The organism is Bradyrhizobium sp. A11, from assembly GCF_042077125.1.
Taxonomy (GTDB): domain Bacteria; phylum Pseudomonadota; class Alphaproteobacteria; order Rhizobiales; family Xanthobacteraceae; genus Bradyrhizobium; species Bradyrhizobium japonicum_B.
On record NZ_CP149509.1, the window covers coordinates 676680 to 700486 of the forward strand.

The 23807-nt window shown below is 65.0% G+C and carries 23 protein-coding genes and 1 pseudogene; 15 read left to right on the forward strand and 9 right to left on the reverse strand.

The window, feature by feature from the left end; genetic code table 11:
- Positions 1-15 precede the first annotated feature (15 nt).
- Positions 16-1026, reverse strand: coding sequence for an aldo/keto reductase (locus tag WI560_RS03175; protein WP_375306867.1), 1011 nt, complete (start codon positions 1024-1026; stop codon positions 16-18).
- Between the two features lie 260 nt (positions 1027-1286).
- Positions 1287-1712: a PaaI family thioesterase gene (locus WI560_RS03180; protein WP_375306868.1), complete on the reverse strand. Its 426-nt coding sequence runs from the start codon at positions 1710-1712 to the stop codon at positions 1287-1289.
- Positions 1713-1782: 70 nt separating this feature from the next.
- Between WI560_RS03180 and WI560_RS03185 the strand changes: the two genes are divergently transcribed.
- A complete protein-coding gene (locus WI560_RS03185) occupies positions 1783-2409 on the forward strand; it encodes a CoA pyrophosphatase (protein WP_257196648.1) in 627 nt (208 codons plus the stop codon).
- A gap of 55 nt (positions 2410-2464) precedes the next feature.
- On the forward strand, positions 2465-3646 hold the full coding sequence (locus tag WI560_RS03190; protein ID WP_257196647.1) for a hypothetical protein: 1182 nt from the start codon (positions 2465-2467) through the stop codon (positions 3644-3646).
- Positions 3647-3816: 170 nt separating this feature from the next.
- Here WI560_RS03190 and WI560_RS03195 read toward each other — a convergent pair whose 3' ends face one another.
- Complete coding sequence (locus WI560_RS03195; RefSeq protein ID WP_375306869.1) at positions 3817-4134, reverse strand: hypothetical protein; 318 nt, start codon at positions 4132-4134, stop codon at positions 3817-3819.
- 192 nt (positions 4135-4326) lie between these two features.
- Between WI560_RS03195 and WI560_RS03200 the strand changes: the two genes are divergently transcribed.
- From WI560_RS03200 to WI560_RS03220, 5 genes are all read left to right on the forward strand, one after another.
- Positions 4327-4806: a hypothetical protein gene (locus WI560_RS03200; protein ID WP_338305767.1), complete on the forward strand. Its 480-nt coding sequence runs from the start codon at positions 4327-4329 to the stop codon at positions 4804-4806.
- 334 nt (positions 4807-5140) lie between these two features.
- Positions 5141-6088, forward strand: a complete 948-nt coding sequence (locus tag WI560_RS03205; RefSeq protein WP_375306870.1) for a TAXI family TRAP transporter solute-binding subunit — start codon at positions 5141-5143, stop codon at positions 6086-6088.
- 163 nt (positions 6089-6251) lie between these two features.
- Positions 6252-8372 carry a TRAP transporter permease gene (locus WI560_RS03210; RefSeq protein WP_375306871.1) on the forward strand — a complete coding sequence of 707 codons (2121 nt, stop codon included), beginning with the start codon at positions 6252-6254 and terminating at the stop codon, positions 8370-8372.
- Positions 8333-8746 (forward strand): DUF1850 domain-containing protein, encoded by a 414-nt coding sequence (locus WI560_RS03215; protein WP_375306872.1) that lies wholly within the window; start codon positions 8333-8335, stop codon positions 8744-8746. Before WI560_RS03210 ends, WI560_RS03215 begins: the two co-directional genes overlap by 40 nt.
- Positions 8747-8835: 89 nt before the next feature.
- On the forward strand, positions 8836-9642 hold the full coding sequence (locus tag WI560_RS03220; protein ID WP_375306873.1) for an SDR family NAD(P)-dependent oxidoreductase: 807 nt from the start codon (positions 8836-8838) through the stop codon (positions 9640-9642).
- A 163-nt stretch (positions 9643-9805) separates the two neighbouring features.
- Here the strand turns inward: WI560_RS03220 and WI560_RS03225 are convergent, their stop codons facing one another.
- Together WI560_RS03225 and WI560_RS03230 are read right to left on the reverse strand one after the other, a co-directional pair.
- On the reverse strand, positions 9806-10576 hold the full coding sequence (locus WI560_RS03225) for a hypothetical protein (protein ID WP_375306874.1): 771 nt from the start codon (positions 10574-10576) through the stop codon (positions 9806-9808).
- A gap of 172 nt (positions 10577-10748) precedes the next feature.
- Complete coding sequence (locus WI560_RS03230; protein ID WP_375306875.1) at positions 10749-10892, reverse strand: hypothetical protein; 144 nt, start codon at positions 10890-10892, stop codon at positions 10749-10751.
- 135 nt (positions 10893-11027) lie between these two features.
- Here WI560_RS03230 and WI560_RS03235 point away from each other — a divergent pair, with 135 nt between their 5' ends.
- The 5 genes and pseudogenes from WI560_RS03235 (at position 11028) to WI560_RS03255 (ending at position 17114) form a co-directional block, all read left to right on the forward strand.
- The gene (locus tag WI560_RS03235) at positions 11028-11792 is read left to right on the forward strand and encodes a tetratricopeptide repeat protein (protein ID WP_375306876.1); all 765 of its coding nucleotides are present in this window, start codon (positions 11028-11030) and stop codon (positions 11790-11792) included.
- A gap of 170 nt (positions 11793-11962) precedes the next feature.
- Positions 11963-13354, forward strand: a pseudogene (locus tag WI560_RS03240) (tetratricopeptide repeat protein).
- 412 nt (positions 13355-13766) lie between these two features.
- Complete coding sequence (locus WI560_RS03245) at positions 13767-15671, forward strand: propionyl-CoA synthetase (protein WP_375306877.1); 1905 nt, start codon at positions 13767-13769, stop codon at positions 15669-15671.
- A gap of 233 nt (positions 15672-15904) precedes the next feature.
- Positions 15905-16174 (forward strand): hypothetical protein, encoded by a 270-nt coding sequence (locus WI560_RS03250; RefSeq protein WP_375306878.1) that lies wholly within the window; start codon positions 15905-15907, stop codon positions 16172-16174.
- A gap of 193 nt (positions 16175-16367) precedes the next feature.
- Positions 16368-17114, forward strand: a complete 747-nt coding sequence (locus tag WI560_RS03255) for an OmpW family protein (RefSeq protein ID WP_375306879.1) — start codon at positions 16368-16370, stop codon at positions 17112-17114.
- A 161-nt stretch (positions 17115-17275) separates the two neighbouring features.
- Here WI560_RS03255 and WI560_RS03260 read toward each other — a convergent pair whose 3' ends face one another.
- The gene (locus tag WI560_RS03260) at positions 17276-17971 is read right to left on the reverse strand and encodes a DUF1013 domain-containing protein (RefSeq protein ID WP_028138702.1); all 696 of its coding nucleotides are present in this window, start codon (positions 17969-17971) and stop codon (positions 17276-17278) included.
- Between the two features lie 265 nt (positions 17972-18236).
- Between WI560_RS03260 and ispH the strand changes: the two genes are divergently transcribed.
- The 3 genes from ispH to rnhA are packed head-to-tail and all read left to right on the forward strand — an operon-like array spanning position 18237 to position 20668.
- Positions 18237-19205: a 4-hydroxy-3-methylbut-2-enyl diphosphate reductase gene (ispH, locus tag WI560_RS03265; RefSeq protein ID WP_257178292.1), complete on the forward strand. Its 969-nt coding sequence runs from the start codon at positions 18237-18239 to the stop codon at positions 19203-19205.
- A 6-nt stretch (positions 19206-19211) separates the two neighbouring features.
- Positions 19212-20207 (forward strand): homoserine kinase, encoded by a 996-nt coding sequence (locus tag WI560_RS03270; RefSeq protein ID WP_375306880.1) that lies wholly within the window; start codon positions 19212-19214, stop codon positions 20205-20207.
- Positions 20204-20668 (forward strand): ribonuclease HI, encoded by a 465-nt coding sequence (gene rnhA / locus WI560_RS03275; RefSeq protein ID WP_375306881.1) that lies wholly within the window; start codon positions 20204-20206, stop codon positions 20666-20668. The genes WI560_RS03270 and rnhA overlap by 4 nt, the downstream gene beginning before the upstream one ends.
- A gap of 139 nt (positions 20669-20807) precedes the next feature.
- Here rnhA and WI560_RS03280 read toward each other — a convergent pair whose 3' ends face one another.
- The 3 genes from WI560_RS03280 to WI560_RS03290 all read right to left on the reverse strand — a co-directional run bounded on the left by WI560_RS03280 (position 20808) and on the right by WI560_RS03290 (position 23669).
- On the reverse strand, positions 20808-21293 hold the full coding sequence (locus WI560_RS03280; protein ID WP_375306882.1) for a peroxiredoxin: 486 nt from the start codon (positions 21291-21293) through the stop codon (positions 20808-20810).
- Positions 21294-21398: 105 nt separating this feature from the next.
- The gene (locus WI560_RS03285) at positions 21399-21971 is read right to left on the reverse strand and encodes a DUF924 family protein (RefSeq protein WP_375306883.1); all 573 of its coding nucleotides are present in this window, start codon (positions 21969-21971) and stop codon (positions 21399-21401) included.
- A gap of 12 nt (positions 21972-21983) precedes the next feature.
- On the reverse strand, positions 21984-23669 hold the full coding sequence (locus tag WI560_RS03290; protein ID WP_375306884.1) for a long-chain fatty acid--CoA ligase: 1686 nt from the start codon (positions 23667-23669) through the stop codon (positions 21984-21986).
- Positions 23670-23807 lie beyond the last annotated feature (138 nt).

Genomic DNA, 23807 nt, shown 5'->3' on the forward strand with positions numbered 1-23807 from the left:
GTCGTCTCCGAGAGGTCACGCCGTCCGGGCGCGGCGGCCTTCGATCGGGTAGGCGGGATCGTTGTAGCCCGGCGTCGAGGGATGGCCCGGGGTGACCAGCCGGTCGATCAGGGCCTCGTCCTCCGCGGTGAAGCGATAGTCGAGCGCGCTGATGTAGCCGTCCCATTGCTCCTCGGTGCGGGGACCCGCGACGATCGAGGAGACGAAGGCGGAGTTGAGCACCCAGGCAACCGCGAACTGGCCGGCTGTGATGCCCTTGCTCTCGGCATGCGCCTTGATCTCCTGCGCGAGCTGAAGCGATTCCGGCCGCCATTCGGTCTGCATCATGCGGGTGTCGTTGCGCCCCGCGCGGGTCTCCTTGTCGGGGGTGGCGTCCGGCTTGTACTTGCCGGTGAGCACGCCGCGCGCCAAAGGACTATAGGGGACGATGCCGAGGCCGTAATAAGAGCAGGCCGGGAAGTGCTCGACCTCGGGCATGCGGTTCATGGCGTTGTAATAGGGCTGGCTCACCGCGGGACGGTCGATGCCGAGCCGGTCGCAGATGTTGCAGATCTCGGCGACGCGCCAGGCGCGGTAGTTGGAGACGCCGAAATAGCGAACCTTGCCTGATCGGATCAGGTCGCCCATCGCGCGCACCGTCTCCTCCAGCGGCGTCGAATGGTCTTCCTTGTGCAGATAGTAGATGTCAATGTGGTCGGTGCCGAGCCGTTTCAGGCTCTCGTCAGCGGCCTGCAGCACCCAGCGCCGCGACAGGCCGACACGGTTGGGATCATCGCCCATCGGGTTGGCGAGCTTCGTCGCGAGCACCCAGGCGTGCCTGTCGCCGGCAATGGCGCGGCCGACGACCTGTTCGGATGCGCCTTTCGAATAGGCGTCGGCCGTATCGATGAAGTTGATGCCGGCCCCGCGTGCCTTGTCGATGATGCGCTTCGACGCAGTTTCATCCGTCGGTCCGCCGAACATCATGGTGCCCAGGCAGATCGGCGACACTTTCAGGCCGGAGCGGCCGAGCTGGCGGAAGTGCATGGACGGTCCTCGATGCTTTCGTTGGAGCGCAGCATAGCCAGCAACGCCCGTCATTGCGAGCGCAGGGCAGCAATCCAGAGATGCATCCGCAGAGAGATGCTGGATTGCTTCGTCGCAAGAGCGCCTCGCAATGACGCGGAGAGGAAGGCAGCCCAATCCCCTCTCGTCGTCCCGGATAAGCGAAGCGCAGATCCGGGATCCATAGCCACAGGGAGTTGTTTGGCGAAGACTCGGAGTTGCCTGCTTCGCGCGCCTCCCCTTTACCCCGGTCCCTTCAGAATCTTGAACACGCCGTTCGCCATCACGATGCAGCGGTCGTCGACCGTCACCTCGGTGCTCATGAAGATCAGGCTGCGGGTCGAGCGCACCACGCGCGGGCGCGAGATCAGGATGTCGCCGATCTGGCCGGCCTCGACGAAATGGGTGTCGAGCTGCACCGTCGCCATGAACTCCTTGCCGGAGACGTAGCGGGCGGTCATGCCGCAGGTGCGGTCGGCGAAAGTCATCATCACGCCGCCCTGGACCATGCCGCGGCGGTTGTGGTGCTTGTCCTCGGTCGCGAGCGCGAACTCGTAATGGCCGTCGACCTTGCGCTCCCACAACGGGCCGACCAGATGCATGAAGCCGGTGGTCTCGAGGATGCTCCAGCCCTCTGATTTTAGCCTTGCCGCGGCCCTGCTCGTCATCGCTCCGTCCATCCCTGCAACGCTGTCTCGCCTCGTTTCATCAGATGCGATCCTGGTGTAGTCAAGCACCATGAGACCTTTCGGCGATGCCACCCGGCGGAATATCGCAGAGGCCTGCGCGTCCTTCGCGCGGCTGCCCGATGAGGCCGTGCCGTCGGCGCTGAAGCGCGCCGCGGTGGTGCTGGCGCTGACCGAATCCAGCGACGGTGGCGACACCGCCTTTCTGCTCACCAAGCGTGCCTCACACCTGCGCGCGCATCGTGGCCAATGGGCGCTGCCCGGCGGACGCTGCGATGCCGGCGAGACGCCGGTCGAGGCGGCGCTGCGCGAGCTCGACGAGGAGCTCGCGCTCAAGCTTCCGGCCGAGGCGGTGCTCGGCCTGCTCGACGATTATCCGACCCGCTCCGGCTATCTGATCACGCCGGTCGTGGTTTGGGCAGTCGACAGTGCCGCGATCATTCCGAATCCGGACGAGGTCGCCTCCGTCCATCGCATCGCGCTCGACACGATCGAACGCGACGAGGCCTTCGATTTCACGGCGATTCCCGAAAGCACGCGCCGCGTGATCCGGTTCCATCACCAGATGAGCCTGATCCACGCGCCGACCGCGGCGCTGATCTACCAGTTCCGCGAGGTGCTGGCGGGACGGCACACCCGCGTCACCGATCTGGAACAGCCGGTGTTCGCCTGGAAGTGACATGGTAAACGGCGCGTTAACGTGACGGTTACCGGATGCCTGCTAAGAGGGCGGCATGCATCGATCGATTCGAAACACATTGGCGCTGGTTCCACTTGCGCTTGTCCTGATCGCACCGTCCGTCCGCGGCGCCAACGCCCAGCTGCTGTCGCAATTCTTTGCGCAAGGCGCCGGGGCTTCGCCGGCCGTGCTCGAATATCGCCGCAAGCTCGCCGAATATCAGGCCGCGCGCGCGGCGTTCGACGCCGAGGCAAGCGCCTATTGGAGCCAGATCTCGGAGAAGCGAAAAGGGCGCAATGCCAAGCGGCGCAGCGGGCAGCAGGTGACGCTCGACGATTACGTGCTGCAGCATCCGCCGCTCTACAATGGTCCGAAGAAGCCTGTGAATCCGGAGCCGGAGGAAACGCCGGAGCGGCCGCCCCGCAAGCCCATTCCCGTCGTCGCCGATTTCCTGCGCGCGGCGCAGGAGCTCTACCAGTTCACGCCGCAGCGCCCGTCCAGCGAGGTCGAGTTCAAGCGCGCCTATGCGCGCTACGCGCTCGCCTCCGGGCTGACGCGCGAGCAGGCCGTGCGGGTTTACGCCTTCGAGACCGGCGGCACCGGCAGCCACGACGTGCAGGCGGGAATCGAGCATGGCGGCAAGCGCGCGATCTCGACCGCGATGGGTTACAACCAGCTGCTGACCACCAACAGCGTCGAGCTGCTGGCGGAGCAGGGACACGAAATCATTCGCGCGCTGTCCGAGAAGGTGGCGCGGACGTCAGGGCCGGCGCGGCACGCGCTCGAGCACAAGCTCGCTGTCCTGAAGAAAATGGTGACGCACGCCAAATCGGTGCCCGACACCTGGTCGGAGCACGAGAAGATGGGCAGCACTCCCCAAGGCTGGGCCATGCATGCGATGGTGCTCGACATCGATATCGGGCCGATGCTGCAGACCCACAAGCTGCTGACTTCAGTGCATTTCGCCCGGGCCAAGGGACATTCGCGCCCGCTCTCCGCGGCCGAGCTCGAGATGATGAACCTCACCGGCGACGGCACCGGCCTCGACATGGTGACGATGCCGCAGGCCATGCGCGAGCAGGTGCCGACCTCGAACTTTTTCCAGCGCGGCGGCTATGAGCGCAACCCGGTCGCGATTCGCCACAACACGGTGGCCAAGCTGCTGGCGGTGACGGACGATCGGATGGACGTGAACAGCGGCAAGCCCGGCGCCAGGGAATTGGCGGCGGCGTTTTAGGAAATCGTTGCTTTCACCTCTCCCCGCGGGGAGAGGTCGGATTGCATCGAAGATGCAATCCGGGTGAGGGGGTACAGGACCGTCGACAATCTCATGCGTGGAGAGAGGCCCCTCACCCCAACCCTCTCCCCGTAAGAACGGGGCGAGGGAGCGCACCGTGGCCACCGCTCCTACTGATCCGGCCCGAACTTGAACTTGCCGTCGCCTTCCAGGTAGGGGCCGCTGCGCATGTAGAGCTGGCCGTTCTGGCCGATGAAGAACAGGGTGCCCTTCGGCACCTTCTTGGCGCCCTTCAGCAGCTCGCCGGCATTGCTGGTGCCCATCTTGTAGGAATAGGTCTTGCCGTCCCTGTCATACGCATAGCCCATGTCGGACTTGAGCTCCCAGGGCGTTGCCGTCGATTGCGCGCACGCGGGCGCGGCGAACGCGCCGAGCAGCGCTACCAAGGCCCCCGAAACAAGTGCAAATGTCTTCGTTGAAATCGCCATGTCCCATCCTCCCAGTCGTGGGCATCGGTCTCGAACAAATCACGAACGATGTATCCGCGTCAATTTGCGAAAGCGCCGCAGCGCATCACGTCTTGTCCCGCAGTTTGTGATTTTCCCTCCGTCCCCTCGCGACTATGTTCCGCTTTCCGTCTAGAACGCAACTCGACAAAATTTTCGATAGGGATGATTCGGATGCGCCACGTGATCAAACTTTGCTGGGCTGCTGCATTGTCGTTGACGGCGCTGGCGCCGGCCGCCCGGGCCGATGATTACCAGCTCAGCCACAACCAGCGCATTTCGTGCAGCCGCGGCCTTGCCCCGGGCAAGCTGAACACGGCGACCTGCAAGTCCTACACCTATCTCTTCAACACCAAGACCTCGGAATATTTCCGTTGCCAGGTTTCGCTGGCGCTGACCCGCGACAACAAGGAGGTCATCAACGTCCAGACCGACGGCGGCTGCATCAAGAAGCCGCGCATCTTCGAGACCGACGGGAAGTATGATTTCGATGCGACCGAGACCGAGCCGCCGAACACCAACTCGTTCTTCGGTCCCGGCGGCTATTCGGTCTGGGCCGCCGACGTCGGCGCGCAGAAGGTGCGTGGCTGCATCATCATCTCCTCCGGCCTCGGCTCCGACATCTCGAAGTGCCTGGATATGACGTTCCAGTGAGGGAGCGTCTGCCCGCCTGCGGGCAGGGCAAGCGCATTTGAACATCCAGCAGAGGTCGTCATGCCCGGGCTTGTCCCGGGCATCCAAGTTCTCCGTGGTCAGCGGAACGGCTTGGCTGGCCGGGACGAGCCCGGCCATGACGCTGTGGTGTCCGTGGTGTGGCGCTGGTCCACCTATGCGACCGTCTATGCTGCACCGCCTCGCCGCAGCCCAAGTTCCCGAAAAAATCGAGCCGGATCGGCCATTTACCGCAGTTCTGTTTTGCCTTTTGGATGGGTTGACCCGCAGGCCTCATCCAGCCAATTTCGCCACTGGTTTGGGGAGAACAACAACCATGAAACGGACCATTTTCGGCGTTGCCGCGGCTTTTGCTCTGGCGGCGTCGGCGCCTTGCGCGCAGGCGCAATCCTTCATCAACGTGCTGACCGGGGGCACCTCGGGCGTGTATTATCCGCTTGGGGTCGCCATCGGAAAGATCTACGGCGACAAGATCCCGAACGTGAAGACGCAGGTGCAGGCCACCAAGGCGTCGGTCGAGAACCTGATCCTGCTGCAGCAGGGTCGCGGCGAGCTGGCGTTCACGCTGGGCGATTCGCTGAAAGCCGCCTGGAACGGCGAGGAGGAAGCCGGCTTCAAGACCAAGCTCGACAAGCTCCGCACCATCGGCGCGATCTATCCGAACTACATCCAGATCGTCGCGACCGCCGACAGCGGCATCAAGACGCTGGCCGACCTCAAGGGCAAGAGCCTCTCTGTCGGTGCGCCGAAGTCGGGCACCGAGCTGAATTCGCGCGCGATCCTGGCGGCGGCCGGCATGAGCTACAAGGATCTCGGCAAGGTCGAGTATCTGCCGTTCGCCGAATCCGTCGATCTGATGAAGAACCGGCAGCTCAACGCGACGCTGCAATCGGCCGGGCTTGGCGTCGCCTCGCTGAAGGACCTGTCGACCTCGAGCCCGATCACGGTGGTGTCGGTGCCGAAGGAGACGGTCGACAAGATCGGCCCGCCTTTCGTCTCCGCGATCATTCCGGCCAACACCTATACCGGCCAGGACAAGGACGTGCCGACGGCGGCGGTGATCAACTATCTCGTCACCAGCTCCGCCGTGTCGGACGATCTCGCTTATCAGATGACCAAGCTGGTCTACGAATCGCTGCCGGAGCTCGTGAACGCGCACGCGGCCGGCAAGGAGATCAAGCTCGAGACCGCGGCCAGCGGCAGCCCGGTTCCGCTGCACCCCGGCGCGATCCGCTATTACAAGGAAAAAGGGCTGATCAAATAAGGTCGGCTCCCTTTCGTCGGACGTCATGGCCGGGCTTGTCCCGGCCATCCACGTTCTAGGGGCAAGTGAGAGAGATCGTGGATGGCCGGGACGAGCCCCGGGCATGACGGCGCGGGTGGACCGTGCCAAGCTTAAGAGCGCTGGACGGCAAAGGACGAGCGAGATGCTGGAAAAGGCAGAGGGCACGGCGACGGCGCCCGACAAGGTCAAGGTCGAGTTCGACAATTTCGAGCATGGCTTTCCGGAAGGCTTCGGCCCGCGCGGCTGGGGCGCGCTCGCCTATTGGATCGGCATCGCCTTCGCGATCTTCCAGCTCTATGTCGCCGCCTTCAACTATCTGCCGAGCCAGGTGGTGCGCGGCGTCCATGTCGGCTTCCTCGTTCTGCTCACGTTCGGCCTGATCGCCAACTTCACGGCGAGGAGCAATGCCGGCCGCGCGTTCGGCTGGGCGATCGGCGGTGCCGGCTTCCTCTGCGGGCTCTACCAATGGATATTCTACGCCGACCTGATCGCGCGCGACGGCGACCCGACGCGGCTCGATCTGGTGGTCGGCACGCTGCTGGCGGTGCTGATCTTCGAGGGCACGCGGCGCCTGATGGGTGCGGCGCTGCCGCTGATGTGCGGCGCCTGCCTGGTCTACTGGTTCTTCGGCCAATATCTGCCGTCGCCGCTCAACCATCGCGGCTACGGCTTCGACCAGATCGTCACGCACCTGTCGTTCGGCACCGAAGGCTTCTACGGCGTGCCGATCTACGTCTCGGCCACCTACATCTTCCTGTTCATCCTGTTTGGCTCGTTCCTGGAGCGCGCCGGCATGATCCAGTTGTTCACCGACGTCTCGCTCGGCCTGTTCGGCCGCACCCGCGGCGGCCCGGCCAAGGTCGCGGTGTTCGCCTCGGGCATGATGGGCACGATCTCCGGCTCGGGCGTCGCCAACGTCGTCACCGTCGGCCAGTTCACCATCCCGCTGATGATCAGGTTCGGATACCGCCGTGCCTTCGCCGCCGGCGTCGAGGCCACGGCCTCGATGGGCGGGCAGATCATGCCGCCGGTGATGGGCGCGGTCGCCTTCATCATGGCCGAAACGCTCGGCGTGCAATATTCGGAGATCGTCAAGGCGGCCGCGATCCCGGCGATGCTCTATTTCGCGTCCGCGTTCTGGATGGTGCATCTGGAAGCCGGCAAGCACGGCCTCGTCGGCATGAAGCGCTCGGAAATCCCGAGCGCCTGGAAGGCGCTGGTGACGCGCTGGTATCTCGTGCTGCCGCTCGCAGCCCTCATCTACATGCTGTTCGAGGGCTTTACGCCGCTCTATGCCGGCAGCATGGGTCTCGCGCTGACCGTGGCGCTGATCCTTGGCACCAGCATCACCGCCGGCGTCTCGGCAACAATCATCCGCTACATCTTCTGGATCGGGCTCGCGCTCGTCGTCGCCGCGCTGTCGCGTGACGGCCTTCAGATCGCGCCGGTCGCGAGCGTCGTCGTCGGCTTGATCGTGATCACCGCCTTCGTCCGCGGCGGCTTCGCCGCGCTGCGTTCCTGCCGCGACGCGCTGGCCGAGAGCGCCAAATCCGCCATCACCGTCGGCATGGCCTGCGCCATCGTCGGCGTCATCATCGGCATGATGTCGCAGACGGGCGTCGGCACCATCTTCGGCGGCTGGGTGATCGGGCTCGGCGAGAAGAGCCTGTTCCTGGCGCTGGTCATGACCATGCTGCTATCGATCCTGCTCGGCACCGGCATCCCGACCATCCCGACCTACATCATCACCGCCGCGCTCGCCGCGCCGGCCCTTGCAAAGCTGGGAGTGCCGCTGATCGCCAGCCACATGTTCGCGTTCTATTACGGCATCATGGCCGACCTCTCGCCGCCGGTGGCGCTGGCTGCGCTCGCGGCAGCGCCGATCGCGAAGGAGAACCCGGACAAGATCGGCTGGGAGGCGATGCGCATCGCGCTCGCCGGCTACGTCATCCCCTTCATCTTCGTCTATTCTCCCGCGTTGATGCTGCAAGGCGGCGATCCCATGGCAGCCCAGCTCGGCTTCTACGGGGCGGTGGCACTGGCGGCCTTGAAGGCACTGGTGGCGATCGGCCTGTTCGGCATGGCCGCGATCGGCTTCCTGTTCACGCGGTTGACGCTCATCGAGCGACTGGTCGCGCTCGGTGCGGCGTTCTGCCTGCTCGGCGAATTCCCGTTCAGCGACACCGCCGGCTTCGTGCTCGCCGCGGCGCTCGCGCTGTGGCAATGGCGGCAGCGTCCGCCGGCGCCGGTCGAGGCGGTGTGAGCCTCTGCTTCGCCACGGCGTTGGGCGTGAAGGCGCTGGCGCTGTCCGCCTTTACGCTGGTCTGGACGCATTCGATCGCGAAGGTCGACTGGCAGGAGGATTGGCGCGTCACCGCCGCCGGCCTCGAACTGGTGCAGGCCCGCGTCAAGGGCACCGGCCCCGGCATGGAGCCGCCGCCGGAGGCACGGTTGGTCGACGGCTGGTTTCAATGGCAGCCGAAGCGCCCCGCCATGCAACAGGTCGTGCTCGGCAATTCCGGCGCGGCCGGCGAATGGCGGCTGTGCCATGACGGACAGTGCCGGACATTGTCGGAGATTGTCGGGCATCCCATTGGTGCTAACGTGACCACGATGAAGGTCTGCGACAACCCGTAGCCCGCATGAGCGGAACGACATGCGGACAATTGTCCCCTGATGTCGCTGCGTTCATCCGGGCTACAAGAACAACAAACGGGAGACATGCGATGGATCGGCTCAAGGGCAAGGTTGCGATGGTGGTGGGGGCCGGCTCGATCGGGCCCGGCTGGGGCAACGGCAAGGCGACCGCGGTGACGTTTGCGCGCGAGGGCGCCCAGGTGTTCTGCGTCGATCGCAACGGCGCTGCGGCCGAGGAGACCGCAGAGATCATCACCGGCGAGGGCGGCAAGGCGACGGCGTTCACGGCCGACGTGTCGCGGGCGAGCGAGATCGAGGCCATGGTGGCGGCGTGCCTGAAGGCCTCTGGCCGCATCGACGTGCTCGACAACAATGTTGGCATCGCCGAGATGGGCAGCGTGGTCGAGGTCACCGAGGAAAGCTGGGACCGCGTCTTCAGCGTCAATCTCAAGAGCGCCTATCTCGCCATGAAGCACGTCATCCCCGTGATGGTGAAGCAGGGCGGCGGCTCGATCATCAACATCTCCTCGATCGCCTCGATCCGCCACATGGGCATCTCCTACGTCACCTACGGCTCTTCGAAGGCGGCGATGAACCAGATGACGCGCACCACCGCGATCGAGTTCGCGCGCCACCATGTGCGCGTCAATGCGATCCTGCCCGGCCTGATGAAGACGCCGATGGTCGAGCATTCCGCAGGCCTCGCCGCCAGCTACGCCAAGGGCGACGTCGAGGCGATGTGGCGCGCCCGCGATGCGCAGGTGCCGATGGGGCACATGGGCGATGCCTTCGACGTTGCCAACGCCGCGCTGTTCCTGGCCTCGGACGAGTCGAAATATGTGACTGGGATCGAGCTCGTGGTCGACGGCGGGATTACCTGCAAGGCGGGGGCGTAGCCTCAAACTCCGCTGTCGTCCCGGGGCGCGCAAAGCGCGAACCCGGGACCCATAACAGGGAGCGGTTGTCTTGCCAGGTGGTTACTCCGATTCCTCGCCAAACCACGGCCTGTGGTTATGGGTCCCGGATCTGCGCTTCGCTTGTCCGGGACGATACCGAGAGCTACTGCGCCAGCGCCAGGATGCCGCCGGCGAACGAATGCCACGCCGCGCTCTCGCTGACCGGCCAGTTCAGCACCTTCACCGCCAGCAGCGCCACCGTGCCGTAGATATAGACCGGATGCACGCGGCCTTCGGCGCGCCAGTCGCGCACCATGGCGACGACGAGCAGGAGCGAGGCGACGACGGCCGGCGGGATCGTGACCGGCACCGGCGGCGGGCCGGGAGGTCCGGGAGGCGCCAGGAAGGTCAGGAACCAGCGCGCGATGGCGGCGTCGAGGATCGAGACCGCAGCAAGCAGCATCAGCCGCTTGTGAATCTCGGGCCTGCGCGTGTTCACGATCGCGAGCACGAACACGATCGCGAAGAACGCGATCCCGCTCATCGGCACGATCGAGAAGCCGATGCCGGCCTCGCGCTGCCCGAGCGCGGCGGAATGCTGCATCACGTGCACGGAGGCGAGGAAGCCGAAGATCGTCATCGCGGTGGCGAGCGACACGCCGGCGATGCCGAGCGAGCGGTGATTGACCACACGACCCGAGGCCGCGAGCCAACTCTGCAGCACGAAATAGAGAGACCAGGTGAAGAACAAGAATCCGTGAAAATGAATCACGGGGCTTGCGGACAACGTCCGGTGCGCGAGCGGCACCCAATAGGTCGGCGCGAAACCGAGAAACGCGGTGGCCGCGCAGGCCAGGGACATATGCAGATAAAAGTATCGTGCGGGCGACGCATCACGCGCGCGCACACGACGGTCGTCGGTCAGGGTCGTCATCACGAGTGAGTCTGGGAAGGTGGGGTTTGGTTCAACGTGGCCGTTCATCCTCCGCTGTCGTCCCGCACAAGCGTGAGCGCTCAATTCTGCGCGATCGCAGCGAGGTGTCGAATCGGGCGTCGAGCAGGACCGGTGCGACAAAAAGGGCCAGTGCGAGGTCGGGCTCCAGCGTTCAGGACGGACTGGACGGCACGAAGGCGATCAGCGCGCCGCCGACGGCGCGAAACGCCGGATAGGCGACTTGATCCGCCGCGTCAGCGCCGATAAGGCCAATGGCTGCCGAGCAGAACGCGATGATCCGTTCGAATGTCGACACGATGATCCCCGAAACCGATGTGCGCGGTGCCACAAGCTAGCACCAATCCGGCCGTCATGGATTGTGCGGTCCCGAGTCAAGGCGTAATGCAAGACCGAAGCAAGACCGAAAGCAAGATTTCCGACTGCGACGAGCATGCGTGTTCAAAAACTGATCCAATCGTCAGGTGCCGTGTTGCTCTACGCGCTCTCGCTCGGCGCCGCCCAGGCTGCGACCGGCGGTGAGCCGGCTGCGGTGATCAAGATTGATGTCGAATCATGCCTCGCGGCGGCCGCGGCCGACGAGATGGACAGGGCCGCCACAGCCTGCGCTGCCGTGATCGACAATGAGAAGACTGCCAAGGAGGATCTGATCAAGGTGCTGGTCGCGCGCGCGGCGCTCTATGCGCGGCACGATCAGGTCGACCGCGCCATCGCCGACGACAGCCGCGTTCTCCTGCTCGATCCCACGCTTGCCGACATCTTCAATGCGCGCGGCGAACTCTGGCTCAGGAAGGGCGACAGGCCCAAGGCGGTGCAGGATTTCGCTGCGGCCCTGAAGATCGATCCGAACCACGAGAAGGCCAAGGCCAATCACAAGGCGATGGCGCGCGAGCTCGAGCGCATCGGCGCGCAGATGGCCGTCGCCGGCAAGCCCAGCTTCAATTGCCGGAATGCGGTCCGGGCCGTGGAGAAGGCGATCTGTCGAAATCGCGAGCTGGCCGATCTCGACCGCGAGATTTTCGGGTCCAACGCGCGCGCGATCCGGGAGGCGCGCAACCCGGCGGATGCCAGGAAGCTCCAGCGGGAGCAGGACGAGTTCATCGCCCGCCGCAACGCGGCGTACGGCCGGCCGGGCTACGATCTGAAGAAGGCAATGCAGGAGCGGCTGCAACAGATCAATGGGGCGGACGGGTATTGAGGTCATGCCCGCCTTGTCCCGCCGGCGCGGCCGAAGCCGCTTCGACGCGGTGAAGGCCCAGGGCATCCACGTTCTTCGTGCCGAGAGTAAGGCGTGGACAGACGCGAATTGAACCCATCCCGTGCCCGCTGCGACAATGGTGAAAACCTGACGTCACGGAGCAAACTGCCATGTGCGGCACGCATCATTCCGCGCAAGCGCTTTGGCTTGCCAAGAGTTCGTTTCGCGCCTTCTTGCTCAGCGCTGCCATGGGCCTCGTCCTCGCTGCGCCGGCCTCGGCCGGGACCGACTGCGTGATGGGCAGCAAGGCGGCTCCAGCGGAGCTGATGGCCGCTTGCGCGACCATCATCGACCAAGCCGCCAATCCCGCCTCCGATCGCGCCGGGGCCCTGCTGGTCCGCGCCGATGCCCATGCCCGGACTTCGGGCGGCCTCACCCAAGCTCTCCGGGACATCGATCGCGCCATTGCGCTCGACGGCAGGAATGCAAAGGCCTGGCGCCTGCGCGGCGACCTCCTGCGCGAGGCCGGCGGCGACCTCAATCGCGCCGCGGCCGACCTCGGCAAGGCGATCGAGCTCGACCCCGCAGACGCGGAGGCCTACGAGCTGCGCGGTGTCGTCTACACCAATCAGCGCCGGCTCGACCGCGCGCTCGCCGACTACGACCAGGCGATCAAGCTGAAGCCGGACTTTGCGCAGGCCTGGTCCGACCGCGGCGTGGCCTATTATCTCGGCGGCGACAACGAGAAGGCGATCAAGAACTTCGACGAGGCCCTGCGGCTCGACCCCGACCGGCCCCGCACCTATACCAATCGTGGGGCGGCCTATAAGAAGCTCGGCCAGCTCGACAAGGCGGTCGCCGATGACGGCGAGGCGATCAGGCGCGATCCCAAGGTGCCGGAGTATTACGACAACCGCGGCCTGACCTATGCTGCGATGGGCGAGTACGACTAGGCCATTGCCGATTACGACCTCGCGATCCGGCGTGAGCCGCGCGCCAACTTCCTGACCAACCGCGGCGATTCCTATCAATTCAAGGGCGAGCTCGGGGCCGCGCTGAGCGACTACGAGGCCGCACTGAAGCTCGATCCGAATTTCGCAAAGACCTACAACAACCGCGCCGTGCTCTACAAGAAGATGGGCGAGCGTAAGAAGGCGCTGGCGGATTACGAGATGGCGCTGAAGCTCGATCCCGGCAACGAGAACGCAGCCAACGGCCGCCGGGCCATGATCGCCGAGATCGCGAAATTCGGCGCGGCGTCCCCGGGCCCCATGCATGCGCGCTCGCCCGATGACCGCGGTCCGTCATTCGATTGCGCCACCGCAAAGCGCGAGGTCGAGCAAGTGATCTGCGCCGATCCGCAGCTTGGCGTGCTCGACCGCCAGATCGCCGAGGCCTACGCGCGCGTGCTGAAATCCGCAGGCAAACGCGGGGCGGATGGCCTGCGCAAGTCCCAGCGCGATTTCCTCGTCACGCGCGATGCGAGCTTCCGTCGCCCCGGCTATGACCTGAAGAAGGTCATGCAGGATCGCTTGCTGCGGCTGAACGCGATGGAGAGCTGAGGCGCCCCTTCGCCTCTCTCTCCGCGTGCGGCAGGGCTATCGCATATGGTGTCGCTCCGCTGCGGCGCATCCTTCGAGACGCCCGCCTCCGGCGGGCCCTCAGGATGAGGGCGGAGTGTGTGGCAGCTGTTTTAGCGGGCGCCGAGGCCCGTTAAGCCTTATCCTGAGGGACCGCGGAAGCGGTCGTCTCGAAGGACGAGGCGCGCGCTCAGGTCCTTCAAAGAAGCCACATGCGACGACCCTGCCGCAAGCGGGGAGAACGGGGAAAGACCAGTCTCTTTTCAGCTTGAACCGCGGCCCGTTCCCGGGAAAATAGCCCTCAATCAAGGCCGGCATTGATCCTGGTCATGGCGGGGCGTCTGTCCTGCCACGAGGTTCGGGGCCAGGCGAACAAAGGGAACGGGAGCGCGCAATGAACGGTAAAAGTCGCTATCACGAGGTCCATGCGCGCTCGCTCGCCGACCCCGATGGCTTCTGGGCCGAGGCGGCGAAAGACATCGACTGGATCGAGCCGCCCAGGAAGATCTTCGACCCCGGGCAGGGAACCTACGGCCGCTGGTTCACCGGCGGTGTCGTCAATACCTGCTACAATGCGCTCGACCGCCATGTCGCAGGTGGCCGCGCCGACCAGGTCGCGCTGATCCACGATTCGCCGCTGACCGGCAGCGTCACCAAATTGACCTATGCCGAGCTGCTGAGCGAGGTGCAGGCGCTCGCCGCGATCATGCAGGATTTCGGCGTCACCAAGGGCGATCGTGTCATCCTCTACATGCCGATGGTGCCGGAGGCCGTGGTCGCGATGCTCGCCTGCGCGCGGATCGGGGCGGTGCATTCCGTGGTGTTCGGCGGCTTCGCCGCGAAGGAGCTCGCCACCCGCATCGACGACGCGCAGCCGAAACTCATTCTCTCCGCAAGCTGCGGCATCGAGCCCGGTCGCATCGTGCAGTACAAGCCGCTGCTCGACGAGGCGATCAAGCTTGCCGGCAGCAAGCCGAAAGCCTGCATCGTGCTGCAACGTCCGCAACTCACCTGCGATCTGACGCCGGGCCGGGATTACGATTGGGCGAGCCTGCGCCGCAAGGCGCTGAACGACGGCAAGAAGGCGCCTTGCGTGCCCGTTGCGGCGACCGATCCGCTCTACATCCTCTACACCTCGGGCACCACGGGCATCCCGAAGGGCGTCGTGCGCGACAATGGCGGCCATCTCGTCGCGGTGAAATGGTCGATGTTCAACCTCTATGGCGTCAAGCCGGGCGAGGTGTGGTGGTGCGGCTCCGACATCGGCTGGGTGGTCGGCCACAGCTACATCGTCTATGGCCCGCTGCTGCACGGCGCCACCACGATCATGTACGAGGGCAAGCCGGTCGGCACGCCCGACGCCGGCGCGTTCTGGCGCGTGATCTCGGAGCACAAGGCGGTTGCGTTCTTCACCGCGCCGACTGCGTTCCGCGCGATCCGGAAGGATGATCCGGAAGGAAAGTTCATCCGGCAATACGACCTCTCGAAATTCCGCACGCTCTTTTTGGCCGGTGAGCGCGCCGATCCGCCGACGGTCGAATGGGCGGAAGCGCAGCTGAAGGTGCCGGTGATCGACCATTGGTGGCAGACCGAGACCGGCTGGTGCATCGCCGGCAACCCGGTCGGGCTCGGCATGCTGCCGGTGAAGCACGGCTCGCCGACGGTACCGATGCCGGGCTATCAGGTCGACGTGGTCGATGAGGCGGCCAAGCCCGTGGGGCCCAACACGATGGGCTCGATCGTCATCAAGCTGCCTATGCCGCCGGGCTGCCTGCCGACGCTGTGGAATCAGGATGCGCGCTTCAAGGAAGCGTATTTGAGCGAATTCCCCGGCTATTACAAAACCTCGGATGCCGGCTACAAGGACGAGGACGGCTACGTCTTCGTCATGGGCCGCACCGACGACATCATCAACGTCGCCGGCCATCGGCTCTCCACCGGCGGCATGGAGGAGATCCTGGCCTCGCATCCCGATGTCGCCGAATGCGCCGTGCTCGGCGTCAAGGACGCGATCAAGGGCGAGGTGCCCTGCGGCTTCCTGGTGCTCAAGGCCGGCGTGAAACGCGCGCCGGCCGAGATCGAGAAGGAGATCATTGCGCTGGTGCGCGACAAGCTCGGCCCGGTCGCCGCCTTCAAGCTCGCCATCACCGTCGGCCGCCTGCCCAAGACGCGCTCCGGCAAGATCCTGCGCGGCACCATCAAGAAGATCGCCGACGGCGAGTCCTGGACCATGCCGGCGACGATCGAGGATCCCAAGGCGCTCGACGAGATCGGGGAGGCGCTGAAGGGGCGGGTGTGAGGTTTGCTCTGACAGTCGTGCCAGTGAGGCGCGAGGCCCTACCCCAACTCCGCCGTCATCACCCGCGAAAGCGGGTGATCCAGTACGCCGCGGCAGCAGTGTGACCAAATGACCGCCGCGGCGTACTGGATTCCCCGCCTGCGCGGGGAATGACAGCGTGCGTGCGACGGCGTCCGGGGACTTACATTCTCCTCATTCCCGGCTAAACAGGGTCGGTCAACAAGGGACCCTCGATGCCACTCGCCGCCGCGCCACGCCTGCTGACCGTCTTGGCTCTCGCCGTCGTTCTCTCCGCCTGCTCCGCGCGCTACCAGAATGCGGTGGCGGTGGGCGGCGACGATGACGACGCGGTGTGCCAGGGCCGCGGCTATGCGCAGGGTTCGCCGGAATACGTGGCCTGCCGCAAGGACCGCGACGTCCAGCGCAACGCCGCCACCGCGCGCGCCGACCGCCGCCAGCGCGACCTCGGCGAATACATGCTGAACCATCCCGAGCGGCCCTGACGTGGGACTGCGGCACCATGTTGCCGCCCGGCACGTCTCGCCTTCGTGCATTTCGTGACACATCTGCAACGCCGTGGCCAAATCGTGGCGGCCTTCGCCTGAATTGATCGGGATCAAATCCCCTAGCGGCCCCTTTCTGCTCTGACGCTCATGTCGCGCAACGATGCGCGGGAAATGGCTGAAGGGGATTGAAATGCAGAGAACGACAAGAAACCTGGCGCGGCTTGCGACTTTTGGCGCGATGCTCGTGGGCACGTTTGCATCGGTGCAGGCCGCCGATTTGCCGGTTTACAGGAAGGCGCCGCCGCCGGTGGAGGCATTCAATCCGTGGATGATTCGCCTGCGTGTGCTCGGCGTGTTGCCGGATGCCGGCGGCTCGACCGTCAATGTGGCGGGCGTGCCCTCGCTGTCCTCGCCGAACTCCGGGCTCTCGATTAGCGACCAGGTCGTCCCCGAGCTCGACATCAGCTATTTCTTCACCAAGAACATCGCGGCCGAATTGATCCTGGGCGTGACCCGGCACTCGATCACCGGCACCGGCTCGCTCGCGAGCCTGCCGATCGGCAAGACCACGCTGCTGCCGCCGACGCTGACGCTGCAATATCACTTCGACCAGTTCGGCGCGTTCAAGCCGTATGTCGGCGCCGGCGTGAACTACACCGTGTTCTTCAACAATTCGGCGGCCAATGCGCCCGCCGCCATCGCCGGTCCGCCCGCGATCGTCGCCACCACCACCAACCTGCACGTCAGCAACGCCTGGGGCGGCGCCGTCCAATTCGGCTTCGACTACATGATCGACCGGCACTGGGGTCTCAACGTCGACGTCAAGAAGCTCTGGCTGCGCCCGGATTTCAGCGCGACCGTCTCCGGCCTGCCGGTCACCGGCACCGCGCATATCGATCCGTGGCTGGTCGGCGCCGGCGTGACGTATAAGTTCTGAAGTCTTCGCCAAACTTCTCCCTGGGGATATGGGTCCCCGCCCCCGTGCGCAATTGCGCACTAGGCGGGGACGACCACCGAGGGAGAGGCACACAAAACAAAAAAGCGCGGCAGGTTTTCCTGCCGCGCTTTTTGCGTTTGCAGCGAGCGAAAAGAGAGGACCTACTCCTCCTCGTCGTCCTGCTTCTTGCCGCCGAGCGTCTTCAGCTTGGCGAACACGGCGTCGACGTTGAGGTCGTCGCTGGACTTCTCCGCGGATTCGTATTCGTCCTTGCGGGTGGTCTCGGAGGCCGGCAGCAGCGTGGCGCCGCCATAGGCCGCATCGATCGGCTTTTCCTTCGCGGCGCGCTGCACCTCGAAATCGAGCTCGATCTGCGAGCAGAGGCCGAGGGTGACAGGATCGATCGGGGTGAGCTGCGACGTGTTCCAGTGGGTGCGGTCACGGACGCTGGCAATGGTGCTCTTGGTGGTGCCGACCAGGCGCATGATCTGGGCGTCCTTGAGCTCGGGATGGCTGCGCAGCAGCCAGAGGATGGCGCTCGGACGCTCATGGCGGCGCGACACCGGGGTGTAACGCGGGCCCTTGCGCTTGGGCTGCGGCGGCAGCACCACTTTGCTCTCCTGGAGGCGGAGCCGGTAATCCGGGTTCTTCTCGCCCTTCTCGATCTCCTCGCGGGTGAGCTGGCCGTTGGAGAGGGGATCCATGCCCTTGATGCCCTGGGCCGCATCGCCGTCGGCGATCGCGCGCACCTCGAGGGGATGCATTTTGGTGAAATCGGCGACCTGGTCGAACGTCAGCGCGGTGTTGTCGAGCAGCCAGACGGCGGTCGCCTTGGGCATCAGAGGTGCGTTGCTCATGGCAAATCTCCTTTGTGCTTCGCCCACCCCTTTGGAGGCGAAACCGGTGGTCATCAGCGATGACAGGGAATTCGCGCTATATAAGCCGGGAGGGGCTGGCCACGCAATGGTTCTGCTATAGATAGTGCCTTGACAGCGCCCGAAAGGGGGCCCAATTCCCTTGGAAATCGCGGTATAGTTCAACCCGACCGTTTTAAGCCCTATTCCATCCATCGACCGCCCCCGCCAGAAGGCGAAACGGGTGATTCGGTCCCGAGATCGCTCAATGTCAGCCAAACCAGACCTCAAGATCGTGCTTTGTTCTCCCCGCGGCTTCTGTGCCGGGGTGGTCCGGGCGATCGACACCGTGGAACGGGCGCTCGATAAATATGGCGCCCCCGTCTATGTTCGCCACGAGATTGTGCACAACAAATACGTCGTCGACGGGTTGAAGAAGAAGGGCGCCATCTTCGTCGAGGAGCTCGCCGAAATCCCGGAGAATACGTCCGCGCCGGTGGTGTTCTCGGCCCATGGCGTGCCGAAATCGGTTCCGGCCGACGCCCAATCCCGCAATCTGTTCTCGCTGGATGCGACCTGCCCGCTGGTGACCAAGGTCCATCGCGAGGCCGCGATCCATTTCAAGCGCGGCCGCGAGATCTTCCTGATCGGCCATTCCCACCACCCCGAGGTGGTCGGCACGCTCGGCCAGCTTCCGGCCGGCGCCGTGACCCTGATCGAGACCGCCGAGGACGCCAAGACCATCGCCCCGAAGGATCCCAACAACCTCGCCTTCGTGACCCAGACCACGCTGTCGATCGACGACACCGCGGAGATCGTGGCGCTCTTGAAGGAGCGCTTCCCCAACATCAACGGCCCGCACAAGGAAGACATCTGCTACGCCACCACCAACCGCCAGCTCGCGGTGAAGAAGGTGGCGCCGGTGGTGGACGCGCTCATCGTCGTCGGTGCCCCCAATTCGTCGAACTCGCAGCGCCTGCGCGAGGTCGCCGAGCGCGAGGGCTGCAAGATCGCGGTGCTGGCGCAGCGTGCCGCGGACATCGACTGGGACAAGTTCGGCAATCTCACGAGCCTCGGAATCACCGCGGGCGCCTCCGCGCCTGAGGTGATCGTCGAGGAGATCATGGACGCCTTCGCCGAGCGCTACACGCTGCATGTGGAGACGGTCTCGGCCGCGGAAGAGAACGAGTTCTTCCCGCTGCCGCGTCAGGTACGTCCCGAAGCTGCCGCCGAGTAGACCTTGATGGCGGTCTATACCGACGTCGCCGCCGACGAGCTTGCGGATTTCCTGAAGCAATATGAGCTCGGCGAATTGCTCTCCTACAAGGGCATCGCCGAGGGCGTCGAGAACACCAACTTCCTGCTGCATACCAGCCAAGGGGGCAAGCAGGCGTCGTTCATCCTCACGCTCTACGAGAAGCGCGTGGCGAAGAACGATCTGCCGTTCTTCCTCGCGCTGATGACGCATCTGGCCGAGCACGGCGTCAATTGCCCGCTGCCGGTGAAGGGACGCGACGGCGAGGCGCTGCGCGAGCTGTCGGGACGGCCTGCGGCCATCATCACCTTTCTCGAAGGCATGTGGCCGCGCAAGCCGAACGTGGCGCATTGCGCCGGGGTGGGCGAGGGGCTGGCGAAGATGCATCTGGCCGGGGCGAACTTCGGGATCAGGCGCGCCAACGCGCTGTCGGTCTCCGGCTGGCGGCCGCTGTTCGATGCGGCCTCACACCGCGCCGACGAGGTTCAGCCGGGCCTGCGGGCCTTCCTCGCGGCCGAGCTCGATCATCTCTCGAGCGGAATCTGGCCGACCGATCTGCCGGAAGGCGTGATCCACGCCGATCTCTTCAACGACAACGTCTTCTTCCTCGGCGACAAGCTGTCCGGGATCATCGACTTCACCTTCGCCTGCAACGACATGCTGGCCTACGACGTCGCGATCTGCCTCAACGCCTGGTGCTTCGAGCCGGATCATTCCTTCAACGTCACCAAGGCGAGGGCCTTCCTCAACGCCTATGGCCGGGTGCGAAAGCTCTCGGAGGCGGAAGAGGCCGCGCTGCCGCTGCTGGCCCGCGGAGCGGCGATCCGCTTCCTGCTGACGCGGCTGGTCGACTGGCTCAACGTGCCGCCCGGTGCGCTGGTAAAGCCGAAGGATCCGCTGGAATATGTCCGCAAGCTGCGCTTTCACCAGGGCGTCGGCAGCGTGCGCGACTATGGGCTGATGCCCTCGGGGCTGGTGGCGTGAGCGAGCGTCCGAATGTCACGATCTATACCGACGGCGCCTGCTCGGGAAATCCCGGGCCGGGCGGCTGGGGCGCGATCCTGAGGTTCGGCGACAAGGAAAAAGAGCTGAACGGCGGCCAGCCGCACACCACCAACAACCAGATGGAGCTGATGGCGGCGATCTCGGCGCTCGAAGCGCTGAAGAAGCCGTGCATCGTCGATCTCTACACCGACAGCCAGTACGTCCGGCAGGGCATCACCGGCTGGATCTTCGGCTGGAAGCGCAACGGCTGGCGCACCGCCGACAAGAAGCCGGTGAAGAATGTCGAGCTATGGCAGCGCCTCGACGCCGCGCTGAAGCAGCACGAGATCCGTTGGCACTGGGTCAAGGGCCACGCCGGCCACCCCGAAAACGAGCGCGCCGATCAGCTCGCGCGAGACGGCATCGTGAAGGCGCGGTTGCAGACCCGGATCAGCGAGTAGCGAGGGGGCTGGCTCTCTCCATTCGTCATGGCCGGGCTTGACCCGGCCATCCACGCCTTGCCGCGCCGAGCCAAGAACGTGGATGCCCGGGACAAGCCCGGGCATGACGTCATCCCTGAAAACGGGCTGGGTCTAAAGCTTACAGCTGCCCGAGCAGCGTATCGCCGCCGGAGACCTCGACCTTGCCGGGCATCGCCTCGAGGTTCAGCCTCTTGACCACGCCGTCCTCGACCAGCATCGAATAGCGCTTGGAGCGGATGCCGAGGCCGTTGGCGGAAGCGTCGAGCTCCATGCCGATTGCCTTGGTGAAGTCGGCGTTGCCGTCGGCGAGGAAGATGGCCTCGTCGCGCTGGTCGGTGTCACGCTTCCAGGCGTTCATGACGAAGGCGTCGTTGACGGAGACGATCGCGATGCTGTCGACGCCCTTGTCCTTCATGGCATAGGCGTTGAGGAAGATGCTCGGCAGATGCATCTTGTGGCAGGTGCCGGTGTAGGCGCCGGGCACGGCGAACAGCGCCACCTTCTTGCCCTTGAAGATATCGTCGGTGGTCTTCACCTGCGGGCCTTCCGCGGTCATCACGCGGAACTTCGCCTCGGGCAGCTTGTCGCCAATCTGGATCGCCATGGTCAGTCTCCCTGAAAATCGGTCCCGCTTTTTAGACCGTGCGGGGAGGCTGCACAATATTGCCGGCAGTGAAAGCGGCGCAGGCGGCCCTTCACCTCGATGTCATCAGCCGGCAAAACCGCCACTGTCGAGGAAGGCCTGCTCTTCCTCCGTGGACGTACGTCCGAGGACGCGGTTGCGGTGAGGGAAACGACCGAAGCGGCGGATGATGTCGGCATGCTCCCGGGCGTATTTCAGGTTCTCGGCATTGTCGGCCTTGTTGGCACTGTCGGCGTCTTGAAACAGCGCGACGCAATGCAGCTGGTCGGGCAGGTGCTCCGAATGCATGAAGGGCAGATAGAGGAATTCGCGCAGGATCGGATCGACCCTGGCATCGACACCCCGGTCGATGGCGCGGCGGGCGACCTCGCGCGCCAGCGCGTCGCTGGCAAAGGCCTCGGGCGTGCCGCGAAACATGTTGCGGGGAAACTGGTCGAGCACGATGACGAGCGCGAGGGCGCCTGCGTCATTGTCTTCCCATGATGCCAGTTCGCCGGCGGCCGCCTTCTGCCACAGCGCAAGAAAGCGGCGCCGGATCTCCGCGTCGAAAGCGTCGTCGCGTGTGTACCAGCGCTCGCGGCCGGCTTCGCGCCAGAAGGCAAGAATGCCCGATGGCGCGATGTCACCGACGTCCGTCATCAGCGGAGCAGCTTACGCCGCCTCGGCCTTCTTCTCGTCGCGCAGCTGCCGGCGCAGGATCTTGCCGACATTGGTCTTGGGCAGGTCGGTGCGGAATTCGATCTGCTTGGGCACCTTGTAGCCGGTGAGCTGCTCTTGACAGAACTTGATCAACGCCTCGGCGGTGAGGTTGGGATCCTTCTTCACCACGAAAGCCTTCACCGCTTCGCCCGACTTGGAATCGGGGATGCCGATCACGGCGCATTCGAGCACGCCCGGATGGCCCGCGATCACTTCCTCGACCTCGTTCGGATAGACGTTGAAGCCGGAGACCAGGATCATGTCCTTCTTGCGGTCGACGATCTTGGTGTAGCCCTTCTCGTCCATGATGCCGATGTCGCCGGTGCGGAAATAGCCGTCCGCGGTCATCACCTTGGCGGTCTCCTCCGGCCTGTTCCAGTAGCCAGACATCACCTGCGGACCCTTGGCGCAGATCTCGCCGGCCTGACCGAGCGGGACCTCGTTGCCGTCGTCATCGCGGATCGAGATCCAGGTCGACGGCACCGGGATGCCGATCGATCCCGTGAATTCGGTTGCCGTTGCCGGATTGCAGGTCAGCGTCGGGGACGTCTCCGACAGGCCGTATCCCTCGGCGATGAAGCAGCCGGTGACCGCCTTCCATTGATCGGCCACGGGACGCTGCACCGCCATGCCGCCGCCGTTGGAGATCTTCAGCTTGGAGAAGTCGAGCTTCTTGAAGTCGGGATGGTGCATCAGGCCGTTGTACAGCGTGTTGACGGCCGGGAAGCTGTTGACCTGATATTTCGCCAGCTCCTTGATGAAGCCGGGGATGTCGCGCGGGTTGGGGATCAGCAGATTGCAGCCGCCGGCGCGCACCGCGAGCAGGTAGCAGGCCGTCAGCGCGAAGATGTGATAGAGCGGCAGCGCGCAGACGATCATGAGCTGATCGACATGCGGCGGCGCGGCCAGCGCCGGCTGCAGCCAGGCATCGTTCTGCAGCACGTTGGCGACGATGTTGCGATGGAGCAGGGTGGCGCCCTTGGAGAGGCCGGTGGTGCCGCCGGTATATTGCAGGAAGGCGACGTCGCCCGGCGAGAGCTTGGGCTTGCTGAAGGTCATGCCGCGGCCGGCGGACAGCGCGTCGTTGAAGGAGACCGAGCCCGGCAGCGACCACGCCGGCACCATCTTCTTGACGCGGCGAACGACCAGGTTGACGATCACGCCCTTGAAGCCGAGCAGGTCGCCCATGCTGGCGACGATGACATGCTTCACCGCCGTCCTGGCGATCACCTGCTCGACGGTGTGGGCGAAATTCTCCAGCACGATGATGGCTTCGGCGCCGGAATCCTTGAGCTGGTGCTCGAGCTCACGCGGGGTGTAGAGCGGGTTGACGTTGACGACAGCGAAGCCGGCCCGCAGCACCGCAGCGGTTGCGACCGGATATTGCAGCACGTTCGGCATCATGAGGGCGACGCGGGCGCCACGCTGCAGTCCGCGGCCCTGAAGATAGGCCGCGAGCGCGACCGACATCTGGTCGAGGTCGCGGTAGCTGATCGACTTGTCCATGCAGATGAACGCCTTGCGGTCGGCGAACTTGGTGAAGCTCTCCTCCAGCAGGTCGACCAGCGATGCGTATTGGGTCGGCTCGATATCGGCGGGCACGCCGGGCGGATATTGCTTGAGCCAGATGCGCTCCATGGAAAACTCCCCTCATTGACCAGAGCCCGTTGTGTCTCGGGCTTGCCGCATTGCCGCCAGTATCGAGCCTGCCGGAACCGGTGGCAAGCCGTCGACGCTTAGGGCAAAGGTCGGGAAGTGGCTACTGGAATCATCGCG